18 protein-coding genes are annotated in these 23,501 nt (G+C 68.5%); 16 read left to right on the top strand and 2 right to left on the bottom strand.

The window, feature by feature from the left end:
- Nucleotides 1-109: 109 nt before the first annotated feature.
- The 5 genes from MRBLMD1_RS15295 to MRBLMD1_RS15275 all read left to right on the top strand — a co-directional run bounded on the left by MRBLMD1_RS15295 (nucleotide 110) and on the right by MRBLMD1_RS15275 (nucleotide 6,225).
- A complete protein-coding gene (locus MRBLMD1_RS15295) occupies nucleotides 110-1,693 on the top strand; it encodes an acyl-CoA carboxylase subunit beta (protein ID WP_159632455.1) in 1,584 nt (527 codons plus the stop codon).
- Complete coding sequence (locus MRBLMD1_RS15290; RefSeq protein WP_159635648.1) at nucleotides 1,693-1,941, top strand: acyl-CoA carboxylase epsilon subunit; 249 nt, start codon at nucleotides 1,693-1,695, stop codon at nucleotides 1,939-1,941. Before MRBLMD1_RS15295 ends, MRBLMD1_RS15290 begins: the two co-directional genes overlap by 1 nt.
- A 41-nt stretch (nucleotides 1,942-1,982) precedes the next feature.
- A complete protein-coding gene (locus tag MRBLMD1_RS15285; RefSeq protein WP_159632456.1) occupies nucleotides 1,983-3,668 on the top strand; it encodes a DUF885 domain-containing protein in 1,686 nt (561 codons plus the stop codon).
- A 116-nt stretch (nucleotides 3,669-3,784) separates the two neighbouring features.
- A complete protein-coding gene (locus MRBLMD1_RS15280; RefSeq protein ID WP_414703697.1) occupies nucleotides 3,785-4,654 on the top strand; it encodes a phosphatase PAP2 family protein in 870 nt (289 codons plus the stop codon).
- A 119-nt stretch (nucleotides 4,655-4,773) separates the two neighbouring features.
- A complete protein-coding gene (locus MRBLMD1_RS15275) occupies nucleotides 4,774-6,225 on the top strand; it encodes a dicarboxylate/amino acid:cation symporter (protein ID WP_159632457.1) in 1,452 nt (483 codons plus the stop codon).
- Nucleotides 6,226-6,339: 114 nt separating this feature from the next.
- Here the strand turns inward: MRBLMD1_RS15275 and MRBLMD1_RS15270 are convergent, their stop codons facing one another.
- Nucleotides 6,340-6,903 (bottom strand): hypothetical protein, encoded by a 564-nt coding sequence (locus tag MRBLMD1_RS15270; protein ID WP_159632458.1) that lies wholly within the window; start codon nucleotides 6,901-6,903, stop codon nucleotides 6,340-6,342.
- Nucleotides 6,904-7,101: 198 nt separating this feature from the next.
- On the opposite strand from MRBLMD1_RS15270, the gene MRBLMD1_RS15265 reads away from it, so the two are divergent.
- The 6 genes from MRBLMD1_RS15265 to MRBLMD1_RS15240 all read left to right on the top strand — a co-directional run bounded on the left by MRBLMD1_RS15265 (nucleotide 7,102) and on the right by MRBLMD1_RS15240 (nucleotide 14,221).
- Nucleotides 7,102-7,791, top strand: coding sequence for a TetR/AcrR family transcriptional regulator (locus MRBLMD1_RS15265; RefSeq protein WP_159632459.1), 690 nt, complete (start codon nucleotides 7,102-7,104; stop codon nucleotides 7,789-7,791).
- 18 nt (nucleotides 7,792-7,809) lie between these two features.
- Nucleotides 7,810-10,332: an MMPL family transporter gene (locus MRBLMD1_RS15260; RefSeq protein WP_364401105.1), complete on the top strand. Its 2,523-nt coding sequence runs from the start codon at nucleotides 7,810-7,812 to the stop codon at nucleotides 10,330-10,332.
- 9 nt (nucleotides 10,333-10,341) lie between these two features.
- A complete protein-coding gene (locus MRBLMD1_RS15255) occupies nucleotides 10,342-10,983 on the top strand; it encodes a Maf family protein (RefSeq protein WP_364401102.1) in 642 nt (213 codons plus the stop codon).
- Nucleotides 10,984-11,113: 130 nt separating this feature from the next.
- On the top strand, nucleotides 11,114-12,925 hold the full coding sequence (locus tag MRBLMD1_RS15250; protein ID WP_374114920.1) for an acetyl/propionyl/methylcrotonyl-CoA carboxylase subunit alpha: 1,812 nt from the start codon (nucleotides 11,114-11,116) through the stop codon (nucleotides 12,923-12,925).
- Between the two features lie 18 nt (nucleotides 12,926-12,943).
- A complete protein-coding gene (locus MRBLMD1_RS15245; protein ID WP_159632463.1) occupies nucleotides 12,944-13,381 on the top strand; it encodes a YybH family protein in 438 nt (145 codons plus the stop codon).
- A 108-nt stretch (nucleotides 13,382-13,489) separates the two neighbouring features.
- On the top strand, nucleotides 13,490-14,221 hold the full coding sequence (locus MRBLMD1_RS15240) for a glutamine amidotransferase (protein WP_364401099.1): 732 nt from the start codon (nucleotides 13,490-13,492) through the stop codon (nucleotides 14,219-14,221).
- A 57-nt stretch (nucleotides 14,222-14,278) separates the two neighbouring features.
- Here the strand turns inward: MRBLMD1_RS15240 and MRBLMD1_RS15235 are convergent, their stop codons facing one another.
- On the bottom strand, nucleotides 14,279-15,688 hold the full coding sequence (locus tag MRBLMD1_RS15235; protein WP_159632465.1) for an MFS transporter: 1,410 nt from the start codon (nucleotides 15,686-15,688) through the stop codon (nucleotides 14,279-14,281).
- A gap of 277 nt (nucleotides 15,689-15,965) precedes the next feature.
- Here MRBLMD1_RS15235 and MRBLMD1_RS15230 point away from each other — a divergent pair, with 277 nt between their 5' ends.
- The 5 genes from MRBLMD1_RS15230 to MRBLMD1_RS15210 all read left to right on the top strand — a co-directional run bounded on the left by MRBLMD1_RS15230 (nucleotide 15,966) and on the right by MRBLMD1_RS15210 (nucleotide 23,483).
- Entirely contained in the window at nucleotides 15,966-17,387 is a 1,422-nt protein-coding gene (locus MRBLMD1_RS15230) for an MFS transporter (protein ID WP_307488526.1), read from the top strand.
- Between the two features lies 1 nt (nucleotide 17,388).
- Nucleotides 17,389-19,608, top strand: a complete 2,220-nt coding sequence (locus MRBLMD1_RS15225) for a molybdopterin oxidoreductase family protein (protein WP_364401096.1) — start codon at nucleotides 17,389-17,391, stop codon at nucleotides 19,606-19,608.
- Complete coding sequence (locus MRBLMD1_RS15220; protein WP_364401093.1) at nucleotides 19,605-21,164, top strand: FAD-dependent oxidoreductase; 1,560 nt, start codon at nucleotides 19,605-19,607, stop codon at nucleotides 21,162-21,164. The genes MRBLMD1_RS15225 and MRBLMD1_RS15220 overlap by 4 nt, the downstream gene beginning before the upstream one ends.
- A gap of 84 nt (nucleotides 21,165-21,248) precedes the next feature.
- Nucleotides 21,249-21,884 carry a hypothetical protein gene (locus MRBLMD1_RS15215; RefSeq protein ID WP_364401090.1) on the top strand — a complete coding sequence of 212 codons (636 nt, stop codon included), beginning with the start codon at nucleotides 21,249-21,251 and terminating at the stop codon, nucleotides 21,882-21,884.
- 141 nt (nucleotides 21,885-22,025) lie between these two features.
- The gene (locus tag MRBLMD1_RS15210) at nucleotides 22,026-23,483 is read left to right on the top strand and encodes a benzaldehyde dehydrogenase (protein ID WP_364401087.1); all 1,458 of its coding nucleotides are present in this window, start codon (nucleotides 22,026-22,028) and stop codon (nucleotides 23,481-23,483) included.
- Nucleotides 23,484-23,501: the final 18 nt, after the last annotated feature.

Here is a 23,501-nt window from a genome sequence, read left to right as displayed (position 1 = left end):
ACTAGACTTGCCAGCAGGGTTGGTCTTTTGTGTGGATGCTACTTAAAGCGCCGGACAACACGGGCCGCCAGCCGACAGAACTGACCTGCTACAGAGCCGGAGACACTTGATGAGCCACGATCTGACAACGACAGCGGGAAAGATTGCCGATTTCCGCGACCGCCAGGCGCGCGCCGAACAGCCTTCCGGTCCCGAAGCCATCGAAAAGCAGCACGCCCGCGGCAAGAACACTGCCCGCGAGCGCATCGCGCTGCTGCTGGACGAGGACTCGTTTGTTGAGTTTGACGCCCTGGCCGTGCACCGCTCCACCGCCTTTGGCATGGAAAAGAAGAAGCCGCTGGGCGATGGCCTGGTCTCCGGCTACGGCACCGTGGACGGACGCCTGGTGGCGGTCTACAGCCAGGACTTCACGGTCTACGGCGGATCGCTGAGCCAGGTCAACGGCGAAAAGATCGTCAAGGTCCAGGAGTTCGCGCTCCGCAACGGGTGCCCCGTCGTCGGCATCCTGGACGGGGGCGGCGCCCGCATCCAGGAAGGCGTGGCGTCGCTGGCCATGTTTGCGGACATCTTCCGCAACAACGTCCACGCATCCGGCGTGGTGCCGCAGATTTCGCTCATCATGGGCCCGTCCGCCGGCGGCGCGGCCTACTCCCCCGCGCTCACCGACTACGTGGTGATGGTGGACAAGACCTCACACATGTTCATCACCGGCCCGGACGTCATCAAGACCGTCACCGGCGAGGACGTGGACATGGAAACCCTCGGCGGCGCCCGGCAGCACAACGCCACCACCGGAACCTCCACCTACCTGGCCTCGGACGAGACAGATGCCATCGAGTTCGTCCGCGAACTGCTGGACTTCCTCCCCTCGAACAACCTGGCAGAGGCACCGGTCCTGGGGCACCAGCAGGAGTTGGAGATCGACGACGACGACCTCGCCCTGGACACGCTGGTTCCGGATTCAGCCAACCAGCCCTACGACATGCGCGCAGTGGTGGAGCAGATCGTGGACGACGGGCACTTCCTGGAGATGCAGGCCCTGTACGCGCCCAACGTGATGATCGGCTATGGCCGGGTGGAGGGCCACACGGTAGGCATCGTGGCCAACCAGCCCCTCCAGTTCGCCGGCACCCTGGACATCGCCGCATCGGAAAAGGCGGCCCGCTTCGTGCGCCACTGCGACGCCTTCAACATCCCCATCATCACCCTGGTGGATGTCCCCGGCTTCCTGCCCGGCAAGGACCAGGAGTTCCAGGGCATCATCCGCCGCGGCGCGAAGCTTCTCTACGCCTACGCCGAGGCCACCGTCCCCAAGCTCACCGTCATCACCCGCAAGGCCTACGGGGGCGCCTACATCGTCATGGGCTCCAAGAAGCTCGGTGCCGACCTGAATCTGGCGTGGCCCACGGCGCAGATCGGCGTGATGGGTGCGCAGGGTGCGGTGAACATCCTCTACCGCCGCGACCTCGCAGCCGTTGCCGAGGACGGCGGCGACGTCGAGGCCCGCCGCGCCCAGGTGATCCAGCAGTACGAGGAAGAACTCCTCAACCCCTACCAGGCCGCCGAGCTGGGCTACGTGGACGCTGTCATCGCCCCCTCGGACACCCGTCTCCAGATCATCAAGGGACTGCGCGCCCTGCGGGACAAGAGGGCCAGCCTCCCCGCCAAGAAGCACGGGAACATCCCGCTGTGATCAGCACCCCAGGGGCGCCTGAGCCCGCCGAAGCCCCGGACGCGGCAGTCGCCGCACCCCTGCTCTCTGTGGTCAAAGGGCAGCCGAACGCCGAGGAACTGGCCGCGCTGGCCGCCGTCGTCCTTTCCCTCAGCGGGGAAAGCCCGGCGCCGGCCAGGACCGCCAGCGTGCGGCACTGGGTGCGGAGGCAGCAGCTGCGGCTTGCCCCCACGCCCGGACCGGGAGCCTGGAAACGCAGCCAGGGCTGACAGCTTCCACATCCTGTCCATGCGGCCGGTAGGCTCGGGATGTGACTACCGACACTGCACCCGCCACGCGCCCGCATACCCGGATCGACGATGTCGCGGACAACTACACCGACACCCTGATCAGGCTCAATCCGACCTTTGCCACCACCCTTGGCCTGCCGGGACATGAGACGGAATACCAGGACTTCTCCCCTGCCGGCATCGCCGGGTTCGCCGAGGCGGCACGGGACGCCCTCGTTGCGCTGGAAGGCCTGGAGCCGGAGGACGACGTGGACGCCGTCACCCTGGACGCCATGCAGGAGCGGTTGGGCCTGCAACTGCTGATCCATGCCTCCGGGTGGGAGTATGCGGACCTGAACAATATTGCCTCCCCGGCCCAGGACATCCGCGCCATCTTCGACCTCATGCCCACCGGAACCGAACAGGACTGGGAGCACATCGCCGGGCGCGCACACAACGTGCCGGCGGCCATCAGCGGCTACACCGAGTCCCTGCGCATGGCCAAAGATGCAGGCAAGGTCGCCGCTGCCCGCCAAGTGCGCATCGTCATCGAACAGGTCAGCAAGTACGCCGCCGGGGACGGCTTCTTCGCAAAACTGGCCGCGGGTGCCGCCACGGATGCGGGGCCGCTTCCCACGGCCCTGCAGGAGAAGCTCGACGCCGGTGCTGCCGCCGCCCGCCGGGCCTACGCCGGCCTGGCGGAATTCCTGCGCACCGAACTGCTCCCCGCTGCTCCCGAAAAGGATGCCGTGGGCAGGGCCCGCTACGCACTGGCCTCCCGGTCCTTCCTCGGCGCAGAGGTGGACCTGGAGGAAACGTACGCGTGGGGCGTCCAGGAACTCGACCGCCTCATCGCGGAGCAGGAACAGGTCGCAGCCGCCATCAAGCCAGGCGCCACCATTGCCGAAGCCAAGGAAATCCTCAACAACGACCCCGCACGGCAACTGAAAGGCACGGAGGCGCTGCGGCAATGGATGCAGGGCCTCTCCGACAAAGCCGTGGCCGAACTCTCCGGCGTGCACTTCGACATCCCCGAGGTGATGAAGACACTTGAGTGCCGGATTGCCCCCACCGACGAGGGCGGCATCTATTACACCGGCCCGTCCGACGACTTCAGCCGGCCCGGCCGCATGTGGTGGTCCGTTCCCGCAGGCGAGGACACCTTCACCACCTGGGCCGAAACCACCACCGTGTACCACGAGGGCGTCCCCGGCCACCACCTCCAGGTGGCCACCGCCACCTACCGGCGCGAACTGCTTAACAAGTGGCGCCGGAACGTCTGCTGGACCTCCGGCCACGGCGAGGGCTGGGCCCTCTACGCCGAGAAGCTCATGCAGGAACTGGGCTACCTGAACGATCCCGGCGACCACATGGGAATGCTGGACATGCAGCGCATGCGGGCAGCCCGCGTGGTCTTCGACATCGGCGTGCACCTCGAACTCGAGATGCCCGAACGCTGGGGAACCGGCACCTGGACCCCGGACAAGGGCTACGGATTCCTCAAGGAAAACCTCCCCATCAGCGAAGGCCAGCTCAACTTCGAGTTCACCCGCTACCTTGGCTGGCCGGGCCAGGCCCCCTCCTACAAAGTTGGCCAGCGGCTCTGGGAACAGATCCGTGCGGAGCTGGAGTCACGGCCCGGGTTCGACCTGAAGGAGTTCCACACCAGGGCCCTCAACATCGGCTCTGTTGGGCTCGATACCCTGCGCCGGGCGCTGCTGGGCTGACAGTCCATCCCCCGGCCGGATCCCTGGCCGGCGGACCGCGCCCCCGGCATTCGGTGGACAGCGCCCACGGCAATCCATAAGCTTACTTACTAAATTGCCGTGGCGCGCACCGCCGTATGGACAGGGAGACGACGTTGACCAACCTCCAAGGGACACCGGCCGGGACGGGGGTGCGTGGGGAACTGCGCCAGGACACGACCGTCGGCGGCAAGGACCTCACCAGATGGGACACCCGGACAGGCCGGCGCCTGGTGGAAGTGGTCCACCGCATCAGCCAGGTACTGGGCCCGCATGGCGCACTGATCCTGACGCTGCTGGTGGGGGCGGTCATTTCCGCCGCCCTGACCGCCGCGTTCAGCGAGGTCTATGAAGCGGTCGTGGCCGCCGACGGGGTGGCCGGACTTGACCATCCGGTATTGGCGGCCAGCAAGGACCTCCGTACCCCTGCCCTGGATGTGGCGGTCACGGCCTTCACCGATGTTGGCGGGACCATCGGGATGCCGGTCCTCGCCGTCGCCATCATGGCGGTGCTCGCGTTGCGGCGCCGCTCCTGGACCCCCGTCATCCTGATCGTCACCGCGGGCCTGGGTTCACTGCTGATGACCATCGCCGGCAAGCGCCTCGTGGGACGCACGCGGCCGGACCTCAGCGACGCCGTACCGCCCTACGAACACTCGGCATCGTTTCCCAGTGGACACTCACTGAACGCGGTGGTGATAGCAGGCATCGTGGCGTACCTCATCATCCTGCGGCTCCACTCGAACCGCGCCCGCATCCTCACCGCCGCGGCGGCAGCCCTCTTCGCCGTCGCGATCGGCCTAAGCAGGGTCTTCCTGGGCCATCACTGGCTCACCGATGTGCTGGCGGCCTGGGCACTGGGTGCCGCGTGGCTGGCCATCGTGATCACCGCCCACCGGCTCTACCTGACGGTCAGGAAACACCACGAACCACGAGACGTTAAGCACACCTCCGCCGGGAATAAGTAACAAATGCTGTCGCTATCCCTGATTCTCCGGGGATTTCCGGCTGGGGCCCGCATCCCAGCCGCGTAATATTTCTCAATGTTGGTTCGACGTGATATTTAGCGGAGGTCTAGCTTGTTCTGGTGAGCACTCAGACAAGCACCCCCTCCCCCGCAGGGAAGACCGGATTCCAGCTCCCCAAGTGGGCGGGTTCCTTCGGCTTCCAGATCATCGCCGCCCTCATTGTGGGTCTTGGCCTCGGCCTGCTGGCAAAGTACACCGGCAGTACCAAGACCAACCCCAACGCCCTCGGCGCCACGCTGCAGACCATCGGCTCAAGTTATGTGTCACTGCTGCAGACCGCCGTTGTTCCGCTGATCTTCACCGCCGTCGTCAGTTCCATCTCCAACCTGCGGCAGGTATCCAATGCCGCCCGGCTGGCGTGGAACACGCTCCTGTGGTTCGCCATCACGTCCCTGATCGCCGTGCTGATCGGCATGGGACTGGGCGTGCTGCTGCAGCCCGGCGCCAACACCGGCATCGCCGGAGACGCCAAGTACACCGGCAAGTCCGGTGACTGGTGGGCCTTCCTCGTAGGCCTCTTCCCCAAGAACTTCCTCGGCCTGGGCGCCAGCTCCACCGTCGCCGATTCCGGCGCCGTCACCACGTCGGTCAGCTTCAACGTCCTGCAGATCCTGGTCATCGCCATCGCGGTGGGCGTCGCCGCGCTGAAGGTGGGCAAAGCCGCAGAGCCGTTCCTCACCCTTAACGCATCAGCCCTTGCCGTGATCCAGAAGGTGCTGTGGTGGATCATCCGCATCGCGCCGCTGGGCACCATCGGCCTCATCGGCAACGCCGTCGCCGTCTACGGCTGGGACACCATCGGCTCGCTGGGCAAGTTCACCGTTGCCATCTACGCGGGCCTGGTCCTGGTGCTGTTCGTGGTCTACCCCATCCTGATCCGCAGCCACGGCCTGTCCATCAAGCAGTACTTCTCCGGCGTATGGCCCGCCGTGCAGCTGGCCTTCGTGTCCCGTTCCTCGGTGGGAACGCTGCCGCTGACCCAGCGCGTGACCGAGCGCAGCCTGGGCGTCCCCCGCGCCTACGCCTCCTTCGCCGTGCCCCTGGGCGCCACCACCAAGATGGACGGCTGCGCAGCCATCTACCCCGCCGTCTCGGCGATCTTCGTGGCCCAGTTCTTCGGCATCCACCTGGACTTCAGCCAGTACCTGCTGATCGCCCTGGTCTCCGTCCTCGGCTCCGCTGCAACCGCCGGCACCACCGGCGCCGTGGTGATGCTCACGCTGACGCTCTCCACGCTGGGACTGCCGCTGGCCGGCGTCGGACTCCTCCTTGCCATCGACCCCATCCTGGACATGGGCCGCACCGCGGTCAACGTCGCGGGCCAGGCACTGGTCCCCACCATCGTGGCCAAGCGCCAGGGCATCCTGGACGAGTCGCTGTACAACGCCCCCCGCAACGGCACGCCCTTTGTTGAGGAAGAAACAGGCAGCGATGCCGCCGCCGGTGGCCCCGCCACGGACGGCACCAGCGCCGACACCGCACCCCGCGAACTGCAGGATGCAAAGGCATAACGCGCAGCAGCAATGAAAGACGTCCCCGGGAAACCTCCCGGGGACGTCTTTTTTGTTTCATGGGCTGTGCCTCCGGCCATTCACCGGCCGGCAGCAGTCAGCGGCCGGCATCAGTCAGCGACCGCCCCCGCCAATCACCCCGCTCTGGACCGCCTTGGTCACGGCGTCGGCTTCCGCCTGCGTCAGCTTTCCATCGGCCACGGCCTTGTCCAGGCGCGTCTTGAGCGCGGCGGCGTGCTCGGACTGCTCCTCGCTGCGGATCTCCTGGAGGGCGGCCGTCACCTTCGCCTCATCGATGCCCAACGACTCAGCCAGGGACTTGGCGAGCGCGGCCTCGCGCGCGGCGGGGTCCGGCTTCTGGCCGTCGGCGGGCGGAGCGGCGGGCTTGTTGGCGTCGCGGAAGGCCTTCAGCGCGTCAGTCACCTTGGCTTCGTCCACACCGAGTTTCGCTGCCAGCGCGGAGGCCTGCTCCATGCCGTGGCCGCCGCGGCCGCCATGCCTGCCCATGCCGTCGTGGCCGGTGCCGGTGCCGCCGTCAGCGGAGGCGCTGGAACTTGCACTCGGCGTGGGAGCGGGAGTTGTGGTGGTGGCAGAGGCCATGCCGGCCACGCCGATTCCTGCACCGAGCGCCAGCGCCGCGGCTGACAGGCCCAGGGTCATCTTCTTCGTGCGTGTCATTTCTTGTCTCCTGATTCGCCGTCGCCTGACGGCTGCTGGTGATACGCCTGGTGGCGGGACATTCCAAGCATCCGCGACCAGGTTCAGCAAAGGCTGTTGGGAACCTTTCGTTCTCCTGTGAATCCGGAGACACCCCCGCACCTGAGCCCCCGCGCAGATAACTTGCATGCAGTGCAAACTTGCACGTAGTGTAAGGCCGTGCCCAGCCCCTTTTCACCGCCCGACGCGTCGCAGGACGCCGGATCCGCCGCCCCTTCCCGGCGCGAGCTGAACAAGGCCGCCACCCGCCAGGCCATCACCGATGCCGCCCTGGGACTCCTGCGTTCCAAGGGCCCCGGCAACTTCACGGTGGAGGACATCGCCGATGCCGCAGGCATTTCGCGGCGCACTTTCTTTAACTACTTCAGCAGCACCGACGCCGCCCTGGCGTCCATCGTCCATGGCTTCCTGGACAACGCCATCCAGCAACTGCGCCTCCGCCCGGCGGACGAGCCCATGCTTGAGTCGGCCCAGGCCGCACTGGTGGCCCTGGCCGATCCCAAGGCCATCGCGCCCCTGGCTGAACTGTTCACTCTGACCCAGCAGAGCCCGCTGATGTCCCACACGGAACTGGAGGCGTGGGACCACTGCCGGGCCCAGGTCTTCACCGTGGCCCGCGAACGCCTCGCCGGCACCCCCGGGGAGCGGGACGAGCTGTATGTCCACGCCCTGGCCGGCTCCATCATCTCCTGCGGAAAGGCCGCCATGGAGGTCTGGTTCAGCCGGCGCGGCCCGGACCTGTCACCCGCCTCCCTGGCGGAACTCCGCCAACTGCTGATCGATGCCATGGCCCTGCTGGGCGCCGGCTTCACCACCACTGCTTTCCCATCCGCCACCCGTTCCTCCTGATCAGATCGGTCCTCCCGCATGGCACTCCTCCTCTACCGCCTCGGCAAGTTCTCCTACCGCCGGCGCTGGCTTGTCATCTCCCTCTGGCTTGCCGTGCTGGTGGCCGTTGGCGGTTCCGCCGCGGCCTTCCATGGCACGCTGTCCAACAACTTCCAGATCCCGGGTACCGAGACCCAGCGGATCGCGGACAAGCTCAAGCAGGATTTGCCGGCAGCCTCGGGCGGAAGCGCCACGATCGTCTTCGAAGCCCCCGACGGCGGGTTCAAGGCTGAGAGCCGCGCGGCCGTCACGGATGCGCTGAAGAAACTCCAGACCATCCCCGAGGTCCGCGGCACGGTGGATCCGTTCGCCACCCAGGCCCAGGTGGACCAGGCCGGCAAGGCCATCACCGACGGCGAAAAGCAACTGGCGGCCGGCCAGGCACAGCTGGACGCCTCCCGGGCGCAGCTGGAGGCCGGCAAGGCACAGCTGGCGGCAGCCGAGCAGCAACTCACCGCCGCCGGCGCGCCCGCAGCCGTGGTCGAGGCCCAGCTGGGCCAGCAAAAGGCAGCGCTGGCTGCCGGCCAGGCCAAGCTCGACGCCGGCGCCCAGGAACTGGAGGCCAACAAGGCGAAGCTGGAACTTGGCAAGCGCCAGGCCCAGGCGGCCTCCGCCATCCGCTTCGTCTCGGAGGACAACAAGGCCGCGGTGGCACAGGTGCAGTTCAACACCTCCATCAACGGGCTCGCCCCGGCGGTGCGCAAGCAGGTCCAGGAGATCGCCCACGAGACGTCCTCCGCCGGCGTCCAGGCCTTTGCCAGCAAGGAAATCACCGAGGACATCTCGGCCCTGTTCGGCACGGCGGAAATTGTCGGCATCGCCGTCGCGGCGCTGGTCCTGATCCTCATGCTGGGGACGCTGATCGCGGCCGGACTGCCGCTGCTGATGGCCATCATCGGCGTCGGCGTGGGCGTCGGCATCACCTTCGCCCTCTCCGGCCTGTTCGACATGAGCTCCATCTCCCCCATGCTGGCCCTCATGCTGGGCCTCGCCGTCGGCATCGACTATTCGCTGTTCATCGTCAACCGGCACCGGACGCAGCTCCTGGCCGGAATGGACCCTGAGGAGTCCGTGGCCCGGGCCAACGGAACCTCCGGCAACGCGGTAGTCTTCGCCGGCCTGACCGTGATCATCGCCCTTGCCGCCCTGGTGGTCCCGGGACTGCCGTTCCTCACCGTCATGGGCCTGGCCGCCGCGGGAACCGTCGCAGTGGCGGTACTGGTCGCCATCACCCTGACCCCCGCCATGCTGTCCCTGATTGGCCGCCGCATCATCTCCAAGCGGGCCTGGGCCAAGTCCGAGGCGCACAACGCCGAGCCGGGCCACGAAGCCGCAGATATCGCCGTCGACCGCGAACGAAGCACCCACGGGTGGGGCGGCCTGGTCACCAAGCACCCCTGGGTTGCCCTGACCGCCGGCATCGTCCTGCTGGGCACCCTGGCCCTGCCCGCCACCGAGCTCCAGCTGGCCCTGCCCGATGGTGGCTCCGAGCCTGTGGAGTCCGAGGCCTACCAGGCCTACGACCTGACGGCACGCAGCTTCGGCGAGGGCGTCACCGGGCCGATCGTGGCCGTGGGCGAGTTTCCCGCGAACCTTGACGCGGCCCAGGCGCAGAAGCTGCAGTTCGACATCGCGGACAAGCTCCGGGCCGTGGACAACGTGGTGGCCGCCGTGCCGGTGGCGCTCAGCGAGGACCGCCGGACCGCCGTCTTCCAGGTCATCCCCAAGGAAGGCCCGGCCAGCGCCAGCACGGTCAAGGTGGTCTCCGAACTCCGGGGCCTGAACGCCGGGATCAAGGCCGACTACGACGTTGCCATGGGCCTGACCGGCCAAACCGCCGGCAACGTGGACGTCTCCACCAAGCTCGGTGACGCCCTGCCGCCCTACCTGGCGATCGTCGTCGGACTTTCCCTGATCCTGCTCCTGCTGGTGTTCCGCTCCATCGTGGTCCCGCTGCTGGCCACGGGCGGATTCCTGCTGTCCCTGTCGGCCGCCTTCGGCGCCGTGGTGGCCGTGTACCAGTGGGGCTGGCTGGGGAACGTCTTCGATGTTGCCAATCCGGGCGCCGTGCTGAGCTTCCTGCCCATCATCCTGATCGGCGTGCTGTTCGGCCTGGCCATGGACTACCAGGTGTTCATCGCCTCCGGCATGCGCGAGGCCTACATGCACGGATCATCCGCCAAGGAAGCGGTCCGGGTGGGCTTCCGGCACGCGGCCGCCGTGGTCACCGCCGCCGCGATCATCATGGTCAGCGTGTTCTCCGGCTTCATCTTCAGCCACCTCACCATGGTCCGGCCGCTGGGCTTCGCGATGGCCTTCGGCGTCCTGTTCGACGCGTTCGTGGTCCGGATGACCATCGTCCCGGCTGTGATGTACCTGCTGGGCGCCAAGTCCTGGTGGCTGCCGCGCTGGCTGGACCGGATCCTGCCGGACGTGGACGTGGAGGGCGCCAAGCTCAACCGCGGCCAGGCCGCACCGGCTCCGGGCGAGCTGGTCCACTAGGCTGAAACCGTGCTGCATCTGATCCTCGCCTCCCAGTCCCCCGCCCGCACCAAGCTCCTGGCGGAGGCCGGCATCCGGCACACCGTGCTGGTCTCCGACGTCGACGAAGCGGCCGTCCAGGCGCAGTACGGCGTCACGGACCCGCACGACACCGCGCTGCTGCTGGCACGTGCCAAGGCCGAAGCCGTCGCCGCGCTGCCGGAAGCGGAGGGCGCGCTGGTGCTGGGCTGCGACTCCGTTTTCGAGTTCGACGGCGAGGCGCACGGCAAGCCGTACACCGCCGACGTCGCGCGGGAACGGATGCTCCGCATGAGCGGGAGCGCGGGGGTGCTGCACACGGGGCACTGGCTGGTGGACTGCAGGGACACGGACGACGACGGCGCCGCCCGCGGTTCGGGCGCCACGCTCGGGGCGGTCGCCTCCGCCGAGGTGTCCTTCCTGGACATGGCACCGGAGGAGATCGACGCCTACATCGCCACTGGCGAGCCGCTGCACTGCGCCGGCTCCTTCACGATCGATGGCCTGGGCGGGGCCTTCATCCGGAAGGTCGACGGCGACCCGCACGCCGTCGTCGGCCTCTCCGTCTCCACCCTGCGCGGCCTGCTCGCTGCTGCCAACGTTCGCATCACGGACCTCTGGCCGCCGCGGTAAAGTACTCCCTTTTCTGCACCACTTGTAGCTTCCCTACAAAGGCGGGCCGGTTTACACGCGGATTCCGCAAGTAATATCGGCGGAACCTCCAAAACCGCGCTAGGCTCCCTGAAGGAAAGAAGGAGACGCCTTGTCAGCAAATTTGGAGCAGTCCGCAGGAACCACGCAGCCCAGCCTCACAAAGGTGCTGATCGCCAACCGCGGCGAAATCGCCGTGCGGATCATCCGGGCGGCCCGGGATGAAGGCATCGCCTCCGTGGCCGTCTACGCTGACCCGGACCGCGATGCGCTGCACGTCCGGCTCGCTGACGAGGCCTACGCCCTGGGCGGGACAACCGCTGCCGAGTCGTACCTGGTCATGGACAAGATCATTGACGCCGCCCGCCAGTCCGGCGCCGACGCCATCCACCCCGGCTACGGCTTCCTGGCCGAGAACGCCGAGTTCGCCGCCAAGGTGATTGCCGCGGGCATCACCTGGATCGGCCCCTCCCCCGAGGCCATCTCCGCCCTGGGCGACAAGGTCCGCGCCCGGCACATCGCCGAAAAGGTGGGCGCTCCCCTGGTCCCCGGCACCGCCGACCCCGTCGAATCCGCCGGGGAAGTCCTGGAGTTCGTGGACCGGCACGGCCTGCCGGTGGCCATCAAGGCGGCCTTCGGCGGCGGCGGCCGCGGCATCAAGGTAGCCCGCACCCGCGAGGAAATCCCCGAACTCTACGAATCCGCCGTCCGCGAGGCAACCGCCGCCTTCGGCCGCGGCGAATGCTTCATCGAGCGCTTCCTGGACGCTCCCCGGCACGTGGAAACCCAGTGCCTGGCCGACGCCCACGGCAACGTGGTAGTGGTGTCCACCCGCGACTGCTCCCTCCAGCGGCGCAACCAGAAACTCGTCGAGGAAGCTCCGGCACCCTTCCTCACCGAAGACCAGAACCGCCGTCTCTACGAATCCTCCAAGGCGATCCTGAAGGAGGCCGGCTACCTGGGCGCCGGCACGTGCGAATTCCTGGTGGGCCAGGACGGGACCATTTCCTTCCTCGAGGTCAACACCCGCCTGCAGGTGGAGCACTGCGTCTCCGAGGAAGTCACCGGGATCGACCTGGTCCGCGAGCAGTTCCGGCTGGCCCGCGGCGAGGAACTGGGCTACGGCGATCCCGAGGTGCGCGGACACTCCATCGAGTTCCGCATCACCGGCGAGGACCCGGGCCGCAACTTCCTGCCCGCCCCCGGCACGCTCCGCGTCCTGAAGAACCCCACCGGTCCCGGCGTCCGCGTCGATTCCGGCGTGGAACAGGGCGACGTCATCAGCGGGAACTTCGACTCCATGCTGTCCAAGCTCATCATCACCGGTGCCAGCCGCCCGCAGGCCCTGCAGCGCGCCCGCCGCGCGCTGGAGGAAATGGTGGTGGAGGGCATCCCCACCGTCATCCCGTTCGACCTCGCAGTGGTCACGGATCCAGCCTTCGCACCCGCCGAGGGGCCCTTCACGGTCCACACGCGCTGGATCGAAACCGAGTTCACCAACAACCTGCCGGCCTGGACCCCGGACACTGCCGTTGACGGCGAGGGCTCCGCCGAGGAGCGCCAGCGCGTGGTGGTGGAAGTGGGCGGCAAGCGCCTCGAGGTGGTCCTCCCCGCATCCCTGGGCACCCCGGGAACGGCCTCGGCCGCCACAGGCAAGCCGGGCAAGTCCAAGAAGCGCTCCCGCTCCGCCGGTCCGGCTGCGGCCACCGGCAATGCGCTGACCTCCCCCATGCAGGGCACCATCGTGAAGGTGGCCGTGGCGCACGGGGACGTGGTCACCGAAGGCGACCTGGTGGTGGTCCTCGAGGCCATGAAGATGGAACAGCCCCTCACCGCGCACCGGTCCGGCACCATCACGGGCCTGACGGCAACGGCGGGCGAAACGGTGTCCGCGGGCGCCATTATCGCCACCATCGAAGACTAGAAAGCGGCACACGCAGCCATGCTCGCACCAAGTTTCCAGGAAGAAGTGGACCGCTACCACCAGGCGGTCCCTGAAATCACCCGGGGAAACCCGGCGCCGATCAAGGACCTGTATTCCCGGCTGGATGACGTCACCCTGGCCAACCCGTTCGGCGGCATAGCCCGCGGCTGGGCGCAGGTGGAGGCGCGGCTGGACCAGGCCGCGCGGCAGTTCCGCGACGGCGAGATGCTGGGCTTCGACACCGTCACCTCCTACACGGCCCGCGACACCGCATACCTGGTGGAGACCGAACACTTCCGGGCACGGCTGGACAGCGCCGCCGCCACGGAGGAGTTCGCGCTCCGCGTGACCAGCATCTTCCGCCGCGAGGAGGGCTACTGGAAGCTGGTGCACCGGCACGCGGACCCCGCCGCCCGGCCGCAGTCCCGCCGCTCGCTCACGCAGCCTCCGGCCTGAGCCGGCTGCCCCGCGGGTGCCTGCGGGTGCCCGGCGGGGCCCGTTGCCGGCACGGTGACCGCTGTGCGAATGCTGGCAGGCGGCGCCGGCAGGATGCAGACTTAGCACATGCTGCCTTTCCTGCTCCTGGCCTCCCGCGCGGAGGACGCCGCCGCTGAGGACGAGTACGCCGCATACCTGAGGTACGGCGGGCTGGAGGAGCGGGAACTGCACCGGATCCGGCTCGAAGCCGCTCCCCTGCCCCCGCTGGACCTCTCCGGGTACTCCGGCGTCATCGTGGGCGGCAGCCCGTTCACGTCCAGCGACCCGCCGGAGCACAAGAGCACGGTCCAGCACCGGGTAGAGCAGGAGCTGGCCGCACTGCTGGACCAGCTGGTGGCCCGCGACTTCCCGTTCCTTGGCGCCTGTTACGGGGTGGGCACCCTCGGGAGCCACCAGGGCGCCGTGATCGACCGGACCTATGGCGAGCCCCTCGGCGCGGTGGAAGTGGAGCTGACCCGCGAAGGCCTGCAGGACCCCATCCTGCAGGGAATGCCCCAACGGTTCACGGCGCTGACCGGACACAAGGAGGCCGTCAGCTCGCTGCCCCCGCACGCCGTCCTCCTGGCACGGGCCGCCACCTGCCCGGTCCACATGTTCCGGATCAGGACCAACCTGTACGCCACCCAGTTCCACCCCGAACTGGACGCAGACGGGCTGGTGACGCGGATCGATATCTACCGGGACGCCGGGTACTTTCCACCGGAATCCGCCGAGGAGCTCATGGCTGCTGCACGGCGGTTCACCGTCACCGAGCCCATGGCCGTGCTGAAGAACTTCGTGGCCCGCTACGCGCGGTGAAAACGGCAATGCCCGGCGTGCCGAAAGGCAGCGCCGGGCATTGGGGCAAACGAAGCGTCAGGCGACGTTGTTCTCGTAGTCCAGGTCGCGGGTCTCACGGGTGAGGAACAGCGCGATCAGGGTCAGCACAGCCATGGATGTCAGGTAGATGCCTACCAGCAGCGGGCTGCCCTTGGCGGCTTCCCACAGGGCGACGGCGATGAACGGGGCCACCGCGGCACCCAGGATGCTGGAGAAGTTGTAGCTGATGGCTGAGCCGGTGTACCGGACGTTCGTGGGGAACAGTTCCGGCAGCAGCGCACCCATGGGGCCGAAGGTGAGGCCCATGAGGGAGAACCCGAGGATCAGCAGGCCCATGGTGCCCACGAAGCCGCCGCTGAACAGCGGGACGAACAGCAGGCCGAAGACGAAAATGCCGGCGGTGACGGCCATGAGCATCTTGCGGCGGCCGTACTTCTCGGCCAGCGGTCCGGAGACCAGGGTGAAAATGCCAAAGAATACGACGCCGGCAATCAGCATCCAGAGGAAATCGTTGCGGCTGTAGCCAAGGCCCGGAACGAACGCGGCGGCAGCGGCTTCGGACATGGGCTTGCCGGCCTTTTCGGCTGCGGCCTTGGCGCCCTCCAAAGTGGGCTTGGTGCCGTAGGTCAGCGTGAACGTGGTCATCAGGTAGAACAGCACATACGTGGCCAGCATGATGAAGGTGCCCAGGATCAGCTGGCGCCAGCTGGACTTGAAGACCCTGCCCAGCGGAAGCTTGGCTACCTCGTTGGATTCCACCACCTTGGTGAAGGCCGGGGTTTCGATCAGCTTGAGCCGGACGTAGAGGCCCAGGATCACCATGACGGCGCTGAGCAGGAACGGGACGCGCCAGCCCCAGGCCTGGAAAGCTTCCGGGGTCAGGGTGTAGCTGGCCACCAGGAAGATGACGTTGGCAATGATGAAGCCGATGGGGGCACCGAGCTGCGGGAAGGTGCCGTAGATGGCGCGCTTGTTGGCGGGGGCGTTCTCCGTGGCCAGCAGGGCCGCGCCGCTCCACTCGCCGCCGAGGGCCAGGCCCTGGGCGAACCGCAGGACCACCAGCATGGCCGGAGCCCAGAACTCCCAGCCCGGAACCAGCGCCGTGGGCAGGCAGCCGATGAGGAAGGTTGCGATGCCCATGGTCAGCAGCGACGCCACAAGGGTTCCCTTGCGGCCGAACTTGTCGCCGAAGTGCCCGAAGACGATCGAGCCGAGGGGGCGGGCAACGAAGGCCACGCCGAAGACGGCGAAGGAGCTCAGCAGCTGGGTGGTTTCGTTCGCGCCCGGGAAGAAGAGCTTCGGGAACACGAGCACGGCGGCCGTGGCGTAGACATAGAAGTCGTAGAACTCCACAGTGGTGCCGATCAGGCTGGCCACGATAACGCGGCCGCGGGAGTTCACCGGCTGGTGCGAACCAGGCACCTTGGTGGTATCGGTGGATGACATGGGTAAACGCTTTCGTGAGATCGGCCGGGCGCAGGCAGTGCTGCCTCCCGGCGCGAATAGTTAGAGTTCGATCTTACTTCGCCGCGTCCAGTCAATGGACGAGACGTCCACAATGCGGACCTGTGTTGTGCATCTCATATTCCGGGCCCCGGCACCGCCTCACGCCGCATGGCGGGCCCGGATAGGCAAAAGTCACAGCGCGTTAACAAACATCGACTGTCCGCGAAACGCGCCGTCCCTACCTTGGAGGAACAACATCCCCCGAAGGAGGTAACCCGTGACTGTTGACCGCACCGTTGATGCCGTATCCGCCAGCGCACAGCCCGGCCCTACCCGCACTACTGACGCCCCCGCCCTTGAATTCCGCCCCGGCCGCTGGATCGCCAACTGGGATGCCGAGAACAAGGAACAGTGGGAGGCCGCAGGCCGGGCCATCGCCCGCCGCAACCTGAACTGGTCCATCTTCGCCGAGTTCCTCGGCTTCGTCGTCTGGCAGCTGTGGTCCATCGTCGTGGTCCAGCTTCCCGCCGCAGGCTTCACCTTCTCCACCTCGGAAATCTTCTGGCTCATCTCCATGCCAAGCCTGGTGGGTGCCACCCTCCGCATCCCCTACACCTTCATGGTCCCCCGCTTCGGCGGCCGCAACTGGACCATCGTCTCCGCCCTGCTGCTCCTGATCCCCTCCACCGGGCTGGCCCTCTGCGTCTCCAACCCGGACACACCGTTCGGTGTCATGCTCCTGGTGGCTGCCCTCGCCGGCTTCGGCGGCGGCAACTTCGCCAGCTCGATGGCCAACATCACGTTCTTCTACCCGGCCAGGGAAAAAGGCTGGGCGCTGGGACTGAACGCCGCGGGCGGAAACCTGGGGGCCGCCGTCGCACAGCTTGCCGTTCCCATCGTCATCACCCTGCTTGCCGCGGGCACCGTCAACCTTCCCCTGGCGGGCTGGATGTGGGTCCCCTTCATCCTGCTGGCCGCATTCGGCGCCTTCAAGTACATGAACAACCTCACCAGCGCCAAGGGTGACGTGGCCGGCTCGGTCGCTGCACTGAAGGAACCGCACCTGTGGATCATGGCGCTGCTGTACATCGGCACCTTCGGCTCCTTCATCGGCTTCGCCGGTGTATTCCCCAAGCTGATCAAGGACTACTTCCCCGCGTTCTCCTCCATTGGAGTGGGAACCGTGGCCCTGTCCCTGGCCTTCCTCGGCCCCCTGGTGGGTTCGCTGGCCCGTCCCTACGGCGGCCGCATGGCGGACCGCATGGGCGGGGCCCGGATGACCGTGTCCGCCTTCGCCGCGATGGCCGTGATCACGCTGACCATGATCTGGACCCTGCCGCTGAAGAACTTCCTGCTCTTCCTGGTCCTCTTCCTGATGCTGTTCACTGCCAGCGGCTTCGGCAACGGGGCCACGTACCGGATGATTCCGGTCATCTTCGCCACCTCCAGCCGGGCTGCCCGCAACGGTGCAAACCCGGTGGCCACCCAGCGGCTCGCGTCCTCGGCCCTCGGCCTGATCTCCGCGATCGGCGCTTACGGCGGCTTCGTGATCCCCCAGGTGCTCAATGCCTCCAGCACCGCCAGCGGCTCCTACACCCCGGCCTTCTACGGATTCGTCGGCGCCTACGTCCTGATGCTGGTGGTCTGCTGGACCTGCTACATCCGCAACGCCGGCCGGAACGCGATGGGACACGTCTAACATGACCAAAAGCGCCGACACGCACTGCCCTTACTGCGCCCTGCAGTGCGCCATGACGCTCACGTCCCCGGCGGACCTGGCCCCGGCTTCGCAGCCGGGGCCAGGCCCCGCTCCTGCACCTGCCGGCTCCAAGGCATCCCCCGTCCTGGACGTGGCCGGCCGGGACTTCCCCACCAACCGCGGCGGCCTGTGCCGCAAGGGCTGGACCTCGGCCACGCTCCTGAACCACGCGGGCAGGATCACCGAGCCCCTGCTCAAAGGTGCTGACGGCATCCACCGTCCCGTTGGCTGGGACCAGGCCCTGGACCTCGCCGCTGCGGCAGTGAAGGACGCCCGCGCCCGGTACGGTGCGGACGCCGTCGGCGTCTTCGGCGGCGGCGGCCTCACCAATGAAAAGGCCTACCAGCTGGGCAAGTTTGCCCGGCTGGCGCTGGGCACCTCCCGGATCGACTACAACGGCAGGTTCTGCATGTCCTCCGCGGCCGCAGCGGGAATGCGCGCCTTCGGCGTGGACCGCGGGCTGCCGTTCCCGCTCGAGGCCCTGGACACCGCCAGCACCATCCTGATGCTCGGATCCAACGTTGCCGAGACCATGCCGCCGTTCGTCCAGCACCTGCAGGGAGCCCGCGACGCCGGCGGGCTGGTTGTGGTGGATCCCCGCCGCTCCGCCACCGCGGCCTTCACGGCCGACGGCGCCGGCCTCCACCTCCAGCCCCTTCCCGGCACCGACCTCACCCTGCTGCTGGGCCTTTCGCACGTGGTCATCCACGAGGACCTGGTGGACACCGCCTACCTCCAGGAGCGCACCTCGGGCTACAACGCCGTCGTCCGCAGCGTGAACGCCTTCTGGCCTGAACGCGTCCAGTCCATCACCGGCGTCCCCGCGGACCTGATCCGCGAAACCGCCAGGATGCTTGCCGCAGGTGCCCGCAGGGGCGGCAGCTACATCCTCACCGGCCGCGGCGTGGAACAGCACGTGGACGGCACGGACACCGCCACCGCGGCCATCAACCTCAGCCTCATGCTGGGCCTGCCCGGCTCCGCCCGCAGCGGCTACGGCACCCTCACCGGCCAAGGCAACGGCCAGGGCGGCCGCGAGCACGGCCAGAAGGCCGACCAGCTGCCCGGCTACCGCAAGATCACCGACCCCGCCGCCCGCGCGCACGTCGCCGCGGTCTGGGGCATCCCCGAGGAACTCATCCCCGGCCCCGGCCTGCCCGCCGTCCAGCTGCTGAAATCACTGGGACAGCCCGACGGCGTCCGGTGCCTTTTTGTCCACGCCTCCAACATCGCGGTGGCGGCACCTGACGCCAACGCCGTGATCGAGGGGCTGCGGAGCCTGGACTTCCTGGTGGTCTGCGACTTCTTCCTGTCGGAGACCGCTGCGGAGGCGGACCTGATCCTTCCCGTGCTCCAGTGGGCGGAGGAGGAGGGCACCCTGACCAACCTGGAAGGCCGCGTCCTGCGCCGCCGCCGTGCCATCGCCCCTCCCGCCGGCGCCCGCAGCGAACTCTGGATCATGGCCCGCCTGGCCGAGCGCCTGGACGCCCCCTCCACCTACAGCGACGATCCGGAAACCGTCTTCGAGGAACTCCGCCTGGCTTCCGCGGGCGGCATGGCCGACTACTCCGGCATCGACTACGCCATGCTGGACCGCGGCGAGGCCGCCTACTGGCCGTACCCGGCCGGCAGCACCGGAACGCCCCGGCTGTTCCGGGACGGCTTCGCCCACCCCGACGGCAAGGCGGTCATGGTCCCGGTGGCGCCGCGCCGCCGTCGGACTCCCGCGCCTGAAGCGGCCGGGCACGCAACACGCCCCGCCGGCACACCCATGACCCTCATCACCGGCCGCCTCCTGGAGCACTACCAGTCCGGCGCCCAGACCCGCCGGGTCGCCGAGCTCGCCGCCGCCCAGCCGGAGGCCAGGATGCAGATCCACCCGGCGGCGGCCGACGCCATGGGCATCGCCGCCGGAACACTGGTGTCGGTGTCCAACGGGCGCGGCGAGGTGGTGTGCCGGGCCGAGCACAGCACGGCGATCCGCCCGGAAACGGTGTTCCTGCCCTTCCACTTTCCCGGGGCTGAGAGCGCCAACCGGTTGACGGAAGCGGCGACGGATCCGGTCTCCGGGATGCCCGAGTTCAAGTTCAACACCGTTTGGGTCCGGCCCGTGGCCGCGCCCGAATCCGCCCGCATGCTTCAAACGACGGAGGCCTCATGAGCGAGCAGATTGTCATTGTGGGATTCGGCCCCGTGGCCGCCCGGCTGGTGGAGGAGCTCCTGCCCGCCGTGCGCAGCGGACACGCCAGGCTCACGGTGGTGGGCCAGGAAGCCGAGGCCGCCTACAACCGCGTCCTGGTGGCCGATCTCGGCGTCGGCCGGACCACCGCTGACGCCCTTGCCCTCGCCGACAGCGCGGAGCTGGTTGCCGAGGGTGTGGATGTCCGGCTGGGCGTACGGGTTAAGCGCGTGGACCGGGCGCGGCAGCAGGTGGCCCTGTCCGACGGCGCGTCCGTGCACTACGACCGGCTGGTGTTTGCCACCGGATCCCGGCCGGTGATTCCCAACCTCACCGGCATCAATCCGGACCCGTCTTCCCCCGTGCTGCCTGCCGGAGTCACGGCACTGCGGGACCTGCGCGACGCGGAAGTGCTGCGGCAGGCGGTGGAAGGCGGCAAGCGCGTGGTGGTCCTGGGCGGCGGCGTCCTGGGCCTGGAGACGGCGCTGGCGGCCGCGGAGGAAGGCGCGACGGTCACCGTGGTCCACAACGGCCCGCACCCGCTGGGCCGCAGCATCGACCGCGGCGGCGGGGCGGTTCTGGCTGCCGGGCTGCGCCGCTGCGGCGTCCGGGTGGCCGGCAACGCCCGGTCCACCGGCGTTGAGCACAACGCGCCCGACGGCGGGTTTTCGGCTTTGCTGCTGGACGACGGATCAGCGATCGACGGTGACCTCCTGGTCATCTCCTGCGGCGTGCGTCCCCGGACGGAGCTGGCCGAAGGCTGCGGCCTCTCCACCGGCACCGGGATCCTGGTGGACCACCGGCTGCGGGCGCACCACGAACCGCATATCTTCGCCATTGGCGACTGCGCCGAGGTCCGCTGCCCGGATCCCGGCTGCGCAGCCTGCCGCAACGCCAAGGGGCCCTCCGGCCTGGTGGGTCCGGGCTGGCGGCAGGCCGAATGGCTGGCCGGCTACCTCACCCTGTTGGCCGAAGGGGCGAAAGCGGACGCCGAAGTGCTGCCCGCGCTGCCACCGGAACAGCCCGGCGTCGTGGTCCTGAAAGCCCGGGGCATGAACATGGCCGTGGCCGGGGACAACGCCGCCGAGCCGTGGGACGAGGAAGCCCTCACGGCCGGGGCGGTCAACGGAAGGCCGCGCCTGCAGGTGTCGCAGTGGGCCGATCCCGAGCACGGCCGGTACGTCAAGATGACCACCCGGGGCGGTGTGCTGGAAGGCCTGGTGGCGGTGGGCATGCCCCGGACCGCGGCCGAACTCGTGGGGCTTTTTGAACGGGGCGCCGAGCTGCCCGCCGACCGGTCACTGCTCCTGCGCCTGGATGGACCGGACCAGCTGGCCGGGGGCGGGGCTGCCGACCCCGCGGGCACCGTGTGCCGGTGTGCGGGGGTCAGCGGGGCGGCCATCACTGCCGCCGTAACCGGCGGCTGCTCGACCGTGGCGGACGTTTCCAAGGCCACCCGCGCGGGCACCGGCTGCGGCGGCTGCCATGAGGACATCAAGGGGCTCATCGAACAGCACTTCCAGGCGGCAGCGGCCTAGCGACTGCGGGGCTTTGGCCCCTTGGCACCGGGATTCCCCAGAGCTTGAATGGTCACAGGATTCCACCGGCCGCAGGAGGCACCCATGTCCTTCCCCCTCATTCTGGCGTTCGTCGCGGTGGTGCTCGCCGCCGTGGCCGGAGTACTCCTTGTCCGGGAGAAGGATCCGCAGCGCCGGGCCCATGCACTGGTGAAGATGGGCGCGGTGGTCATGACGGTCTTCACCGCGGCGGCCGTGGCCTTCATTGGCGGCTACGCCATGGATCAGCCCGGCGGCATGACGGGGCTGATGATGACCTCGTCCTGGTTTGCTCCCATGGTGGTCCTTGCGGCCCTCGCCTGGTTCCGGCCAGCCGGGGCCTCTCCCCTCCTGGCGGCGCTGGCCGTGCTTCTCGTCGCGGCCTGCGTGTGGTTCGCCCTCGATCCAGCGACGTCCCGCAGCCTCCAGGATTCGAACGGGCCGGTGGTGGCCATCGGCGTCGTCGCCCTGGCATTCCCGGCCGCTGTCCTGGGACTTAAACGGGCAGGCCCGGCCGGCTGGCTGCTGTTTGGCATTGGCACGCTGCCGCTGCTGATCACGGTTCTTGGCCGGTCGGGGCCTGCGGCCTCCCTGGCCGCCGCCAGCGCGGTTCCGCTGATAACCGGCATTACCTACCTGGTGGCCGCGCGGCTGGCACGGCGGGACCCGGCCGCCCGGAATACACTCCCGGCCTCGGCATAGGCTTCCGCACGGATACCGCTGCCTTTTCCTGTCCATGCCCTTGACGGCGGCGTCCGCACAGCATGTGATGGACGGGACTGACCCGCGCTCCCATCTTCCGGGCCGGACGCCTGACGTCCGGACCAATGAAAGGACCACCCTATGTCCCTGCTCGACTCCGCCCTCTGGGAAGGCAAGATCTACCTCAACGGCTGGCGGGCGGGCGGCGGCGGTACCGGCACCAGCATGGAACCGGCCACCGGTGAGCAGCTGGGCAGCTATGGCGTGGCTTCCGTGGCGGACGTCCGGGAAGCAGCAACCGCCGCCGCGAAGGCACAGAAGGAATGGGCCGCCCGCAACCCCGAGGACAGGGCCGCGGTACTGCGCCGCGCCGGGCAGCTCTGGGAGGAGCACGCAGCCGAGGTCCAGGACTGGATCGTGCGCGAATCAGGTGGGATTCCGCCCAAGGCAGGGCTGGAAACGCATATCGCCGCCAACGAATGCTACGACGCCTCGGCGCTGCCCTCACTCCCTGCCGGGGACGTCCTCACGTCCAACGAAAACCGCTGGTCCTTTGCCCGGCGCCGTCCGGTGGGCGTCGTCTCCGTCATCGCGCCGTTCAACTTCCCGCTGATCCTTTCCATCCGCGCCGTGGCCCCTGCCCTGGCATTGGGTAACGCCGTGCTGCTCAAGCCGGACCCGCGGACCGCGGTCTGCGGCGGCGTGACCGTGGTGCGCATCTTCGAGGAGGCCGGGCTTCCGCAGGGCCTGCTCTCCCTGCTGCCCGGCGGCGCGGACATCGGAGCCGCCGTCGTCGAAGCCCCCGAGGTCCGCGTGATCGCCTTCACGGGATCGACGGCCGCCGGCCGGAAGATCGGCGAAACGGCGGGCCGGCTGCTCAAGCGTGCCCACCTGGAACTGGGCGGCAATAATGCGCTCATCGTGCTCCCCGGCGCCGACCTGGCCAAGGCGGCCTCCGCGGCGGCGTTCGGCTCGTTCATGCACCAGGGCCAGATCTGCATGGCTGCCGGACGCCACATCGTGCATGAGGACATCTACGACGCCTACGTTGCCGCCTTGTCGGAGAAGGCGGCCCACCTGCCCGTGGGCGATCCCAAGAGCGGCACCGTGGCGCTGGGTCCAGTGATCGACGAGCGCCAGCTGCAGCGGGTGGACGGGATCGTCCAGGACGCGGTCCACGCCGGCGCCCGGCTCGCCGCCGGCGGCACCCACGACGGCCGGTTCTACCAGCCCGCCGTGCTGGTTGACCTGGACACTGACAGTCCTGCCTGGAAGGACGAAATCTTCGGCCCCGTGGCCCCGGTGATGAAGTTCTCCACCGTGGATGAGGCTGTGGCGCTGGCCAACGACAATGAGTACGGCCTGTCCATCGGGATCCTGGGCGACGTCGGACTGGCCATGACCATCGCCGACCGGCTCGACTCCGGGAAGGTCCACATCAACGAACAGACCGTCTCCGATGAAGCGAACTCCCCGTTCGGCGGAACAAAGAACTCCGGCAACGGCTCGCGGATCGGCGGCCACCACGCCAACATGGAGTCGTTCACCGAGATCCAGTGGCTCACCATGCGCCCGGACATCGCCCCGTACCCGTTCTAGGCCCCTGCCCGTTCCAGG

The sequence above is a fragment of the Pseudarthrobacter sp. LMD1-1-1.1 genome, assembly GCF_040676255.1.
Taxonomy (GTDB): Bacteria; Actinomycetota; Actinomycetes; order Actinomycetales; family Micrococcaceae; genus Arthrobacter.
This window is presented reverse-complemented; position numbering and strand designations above follow the sequence as displayed.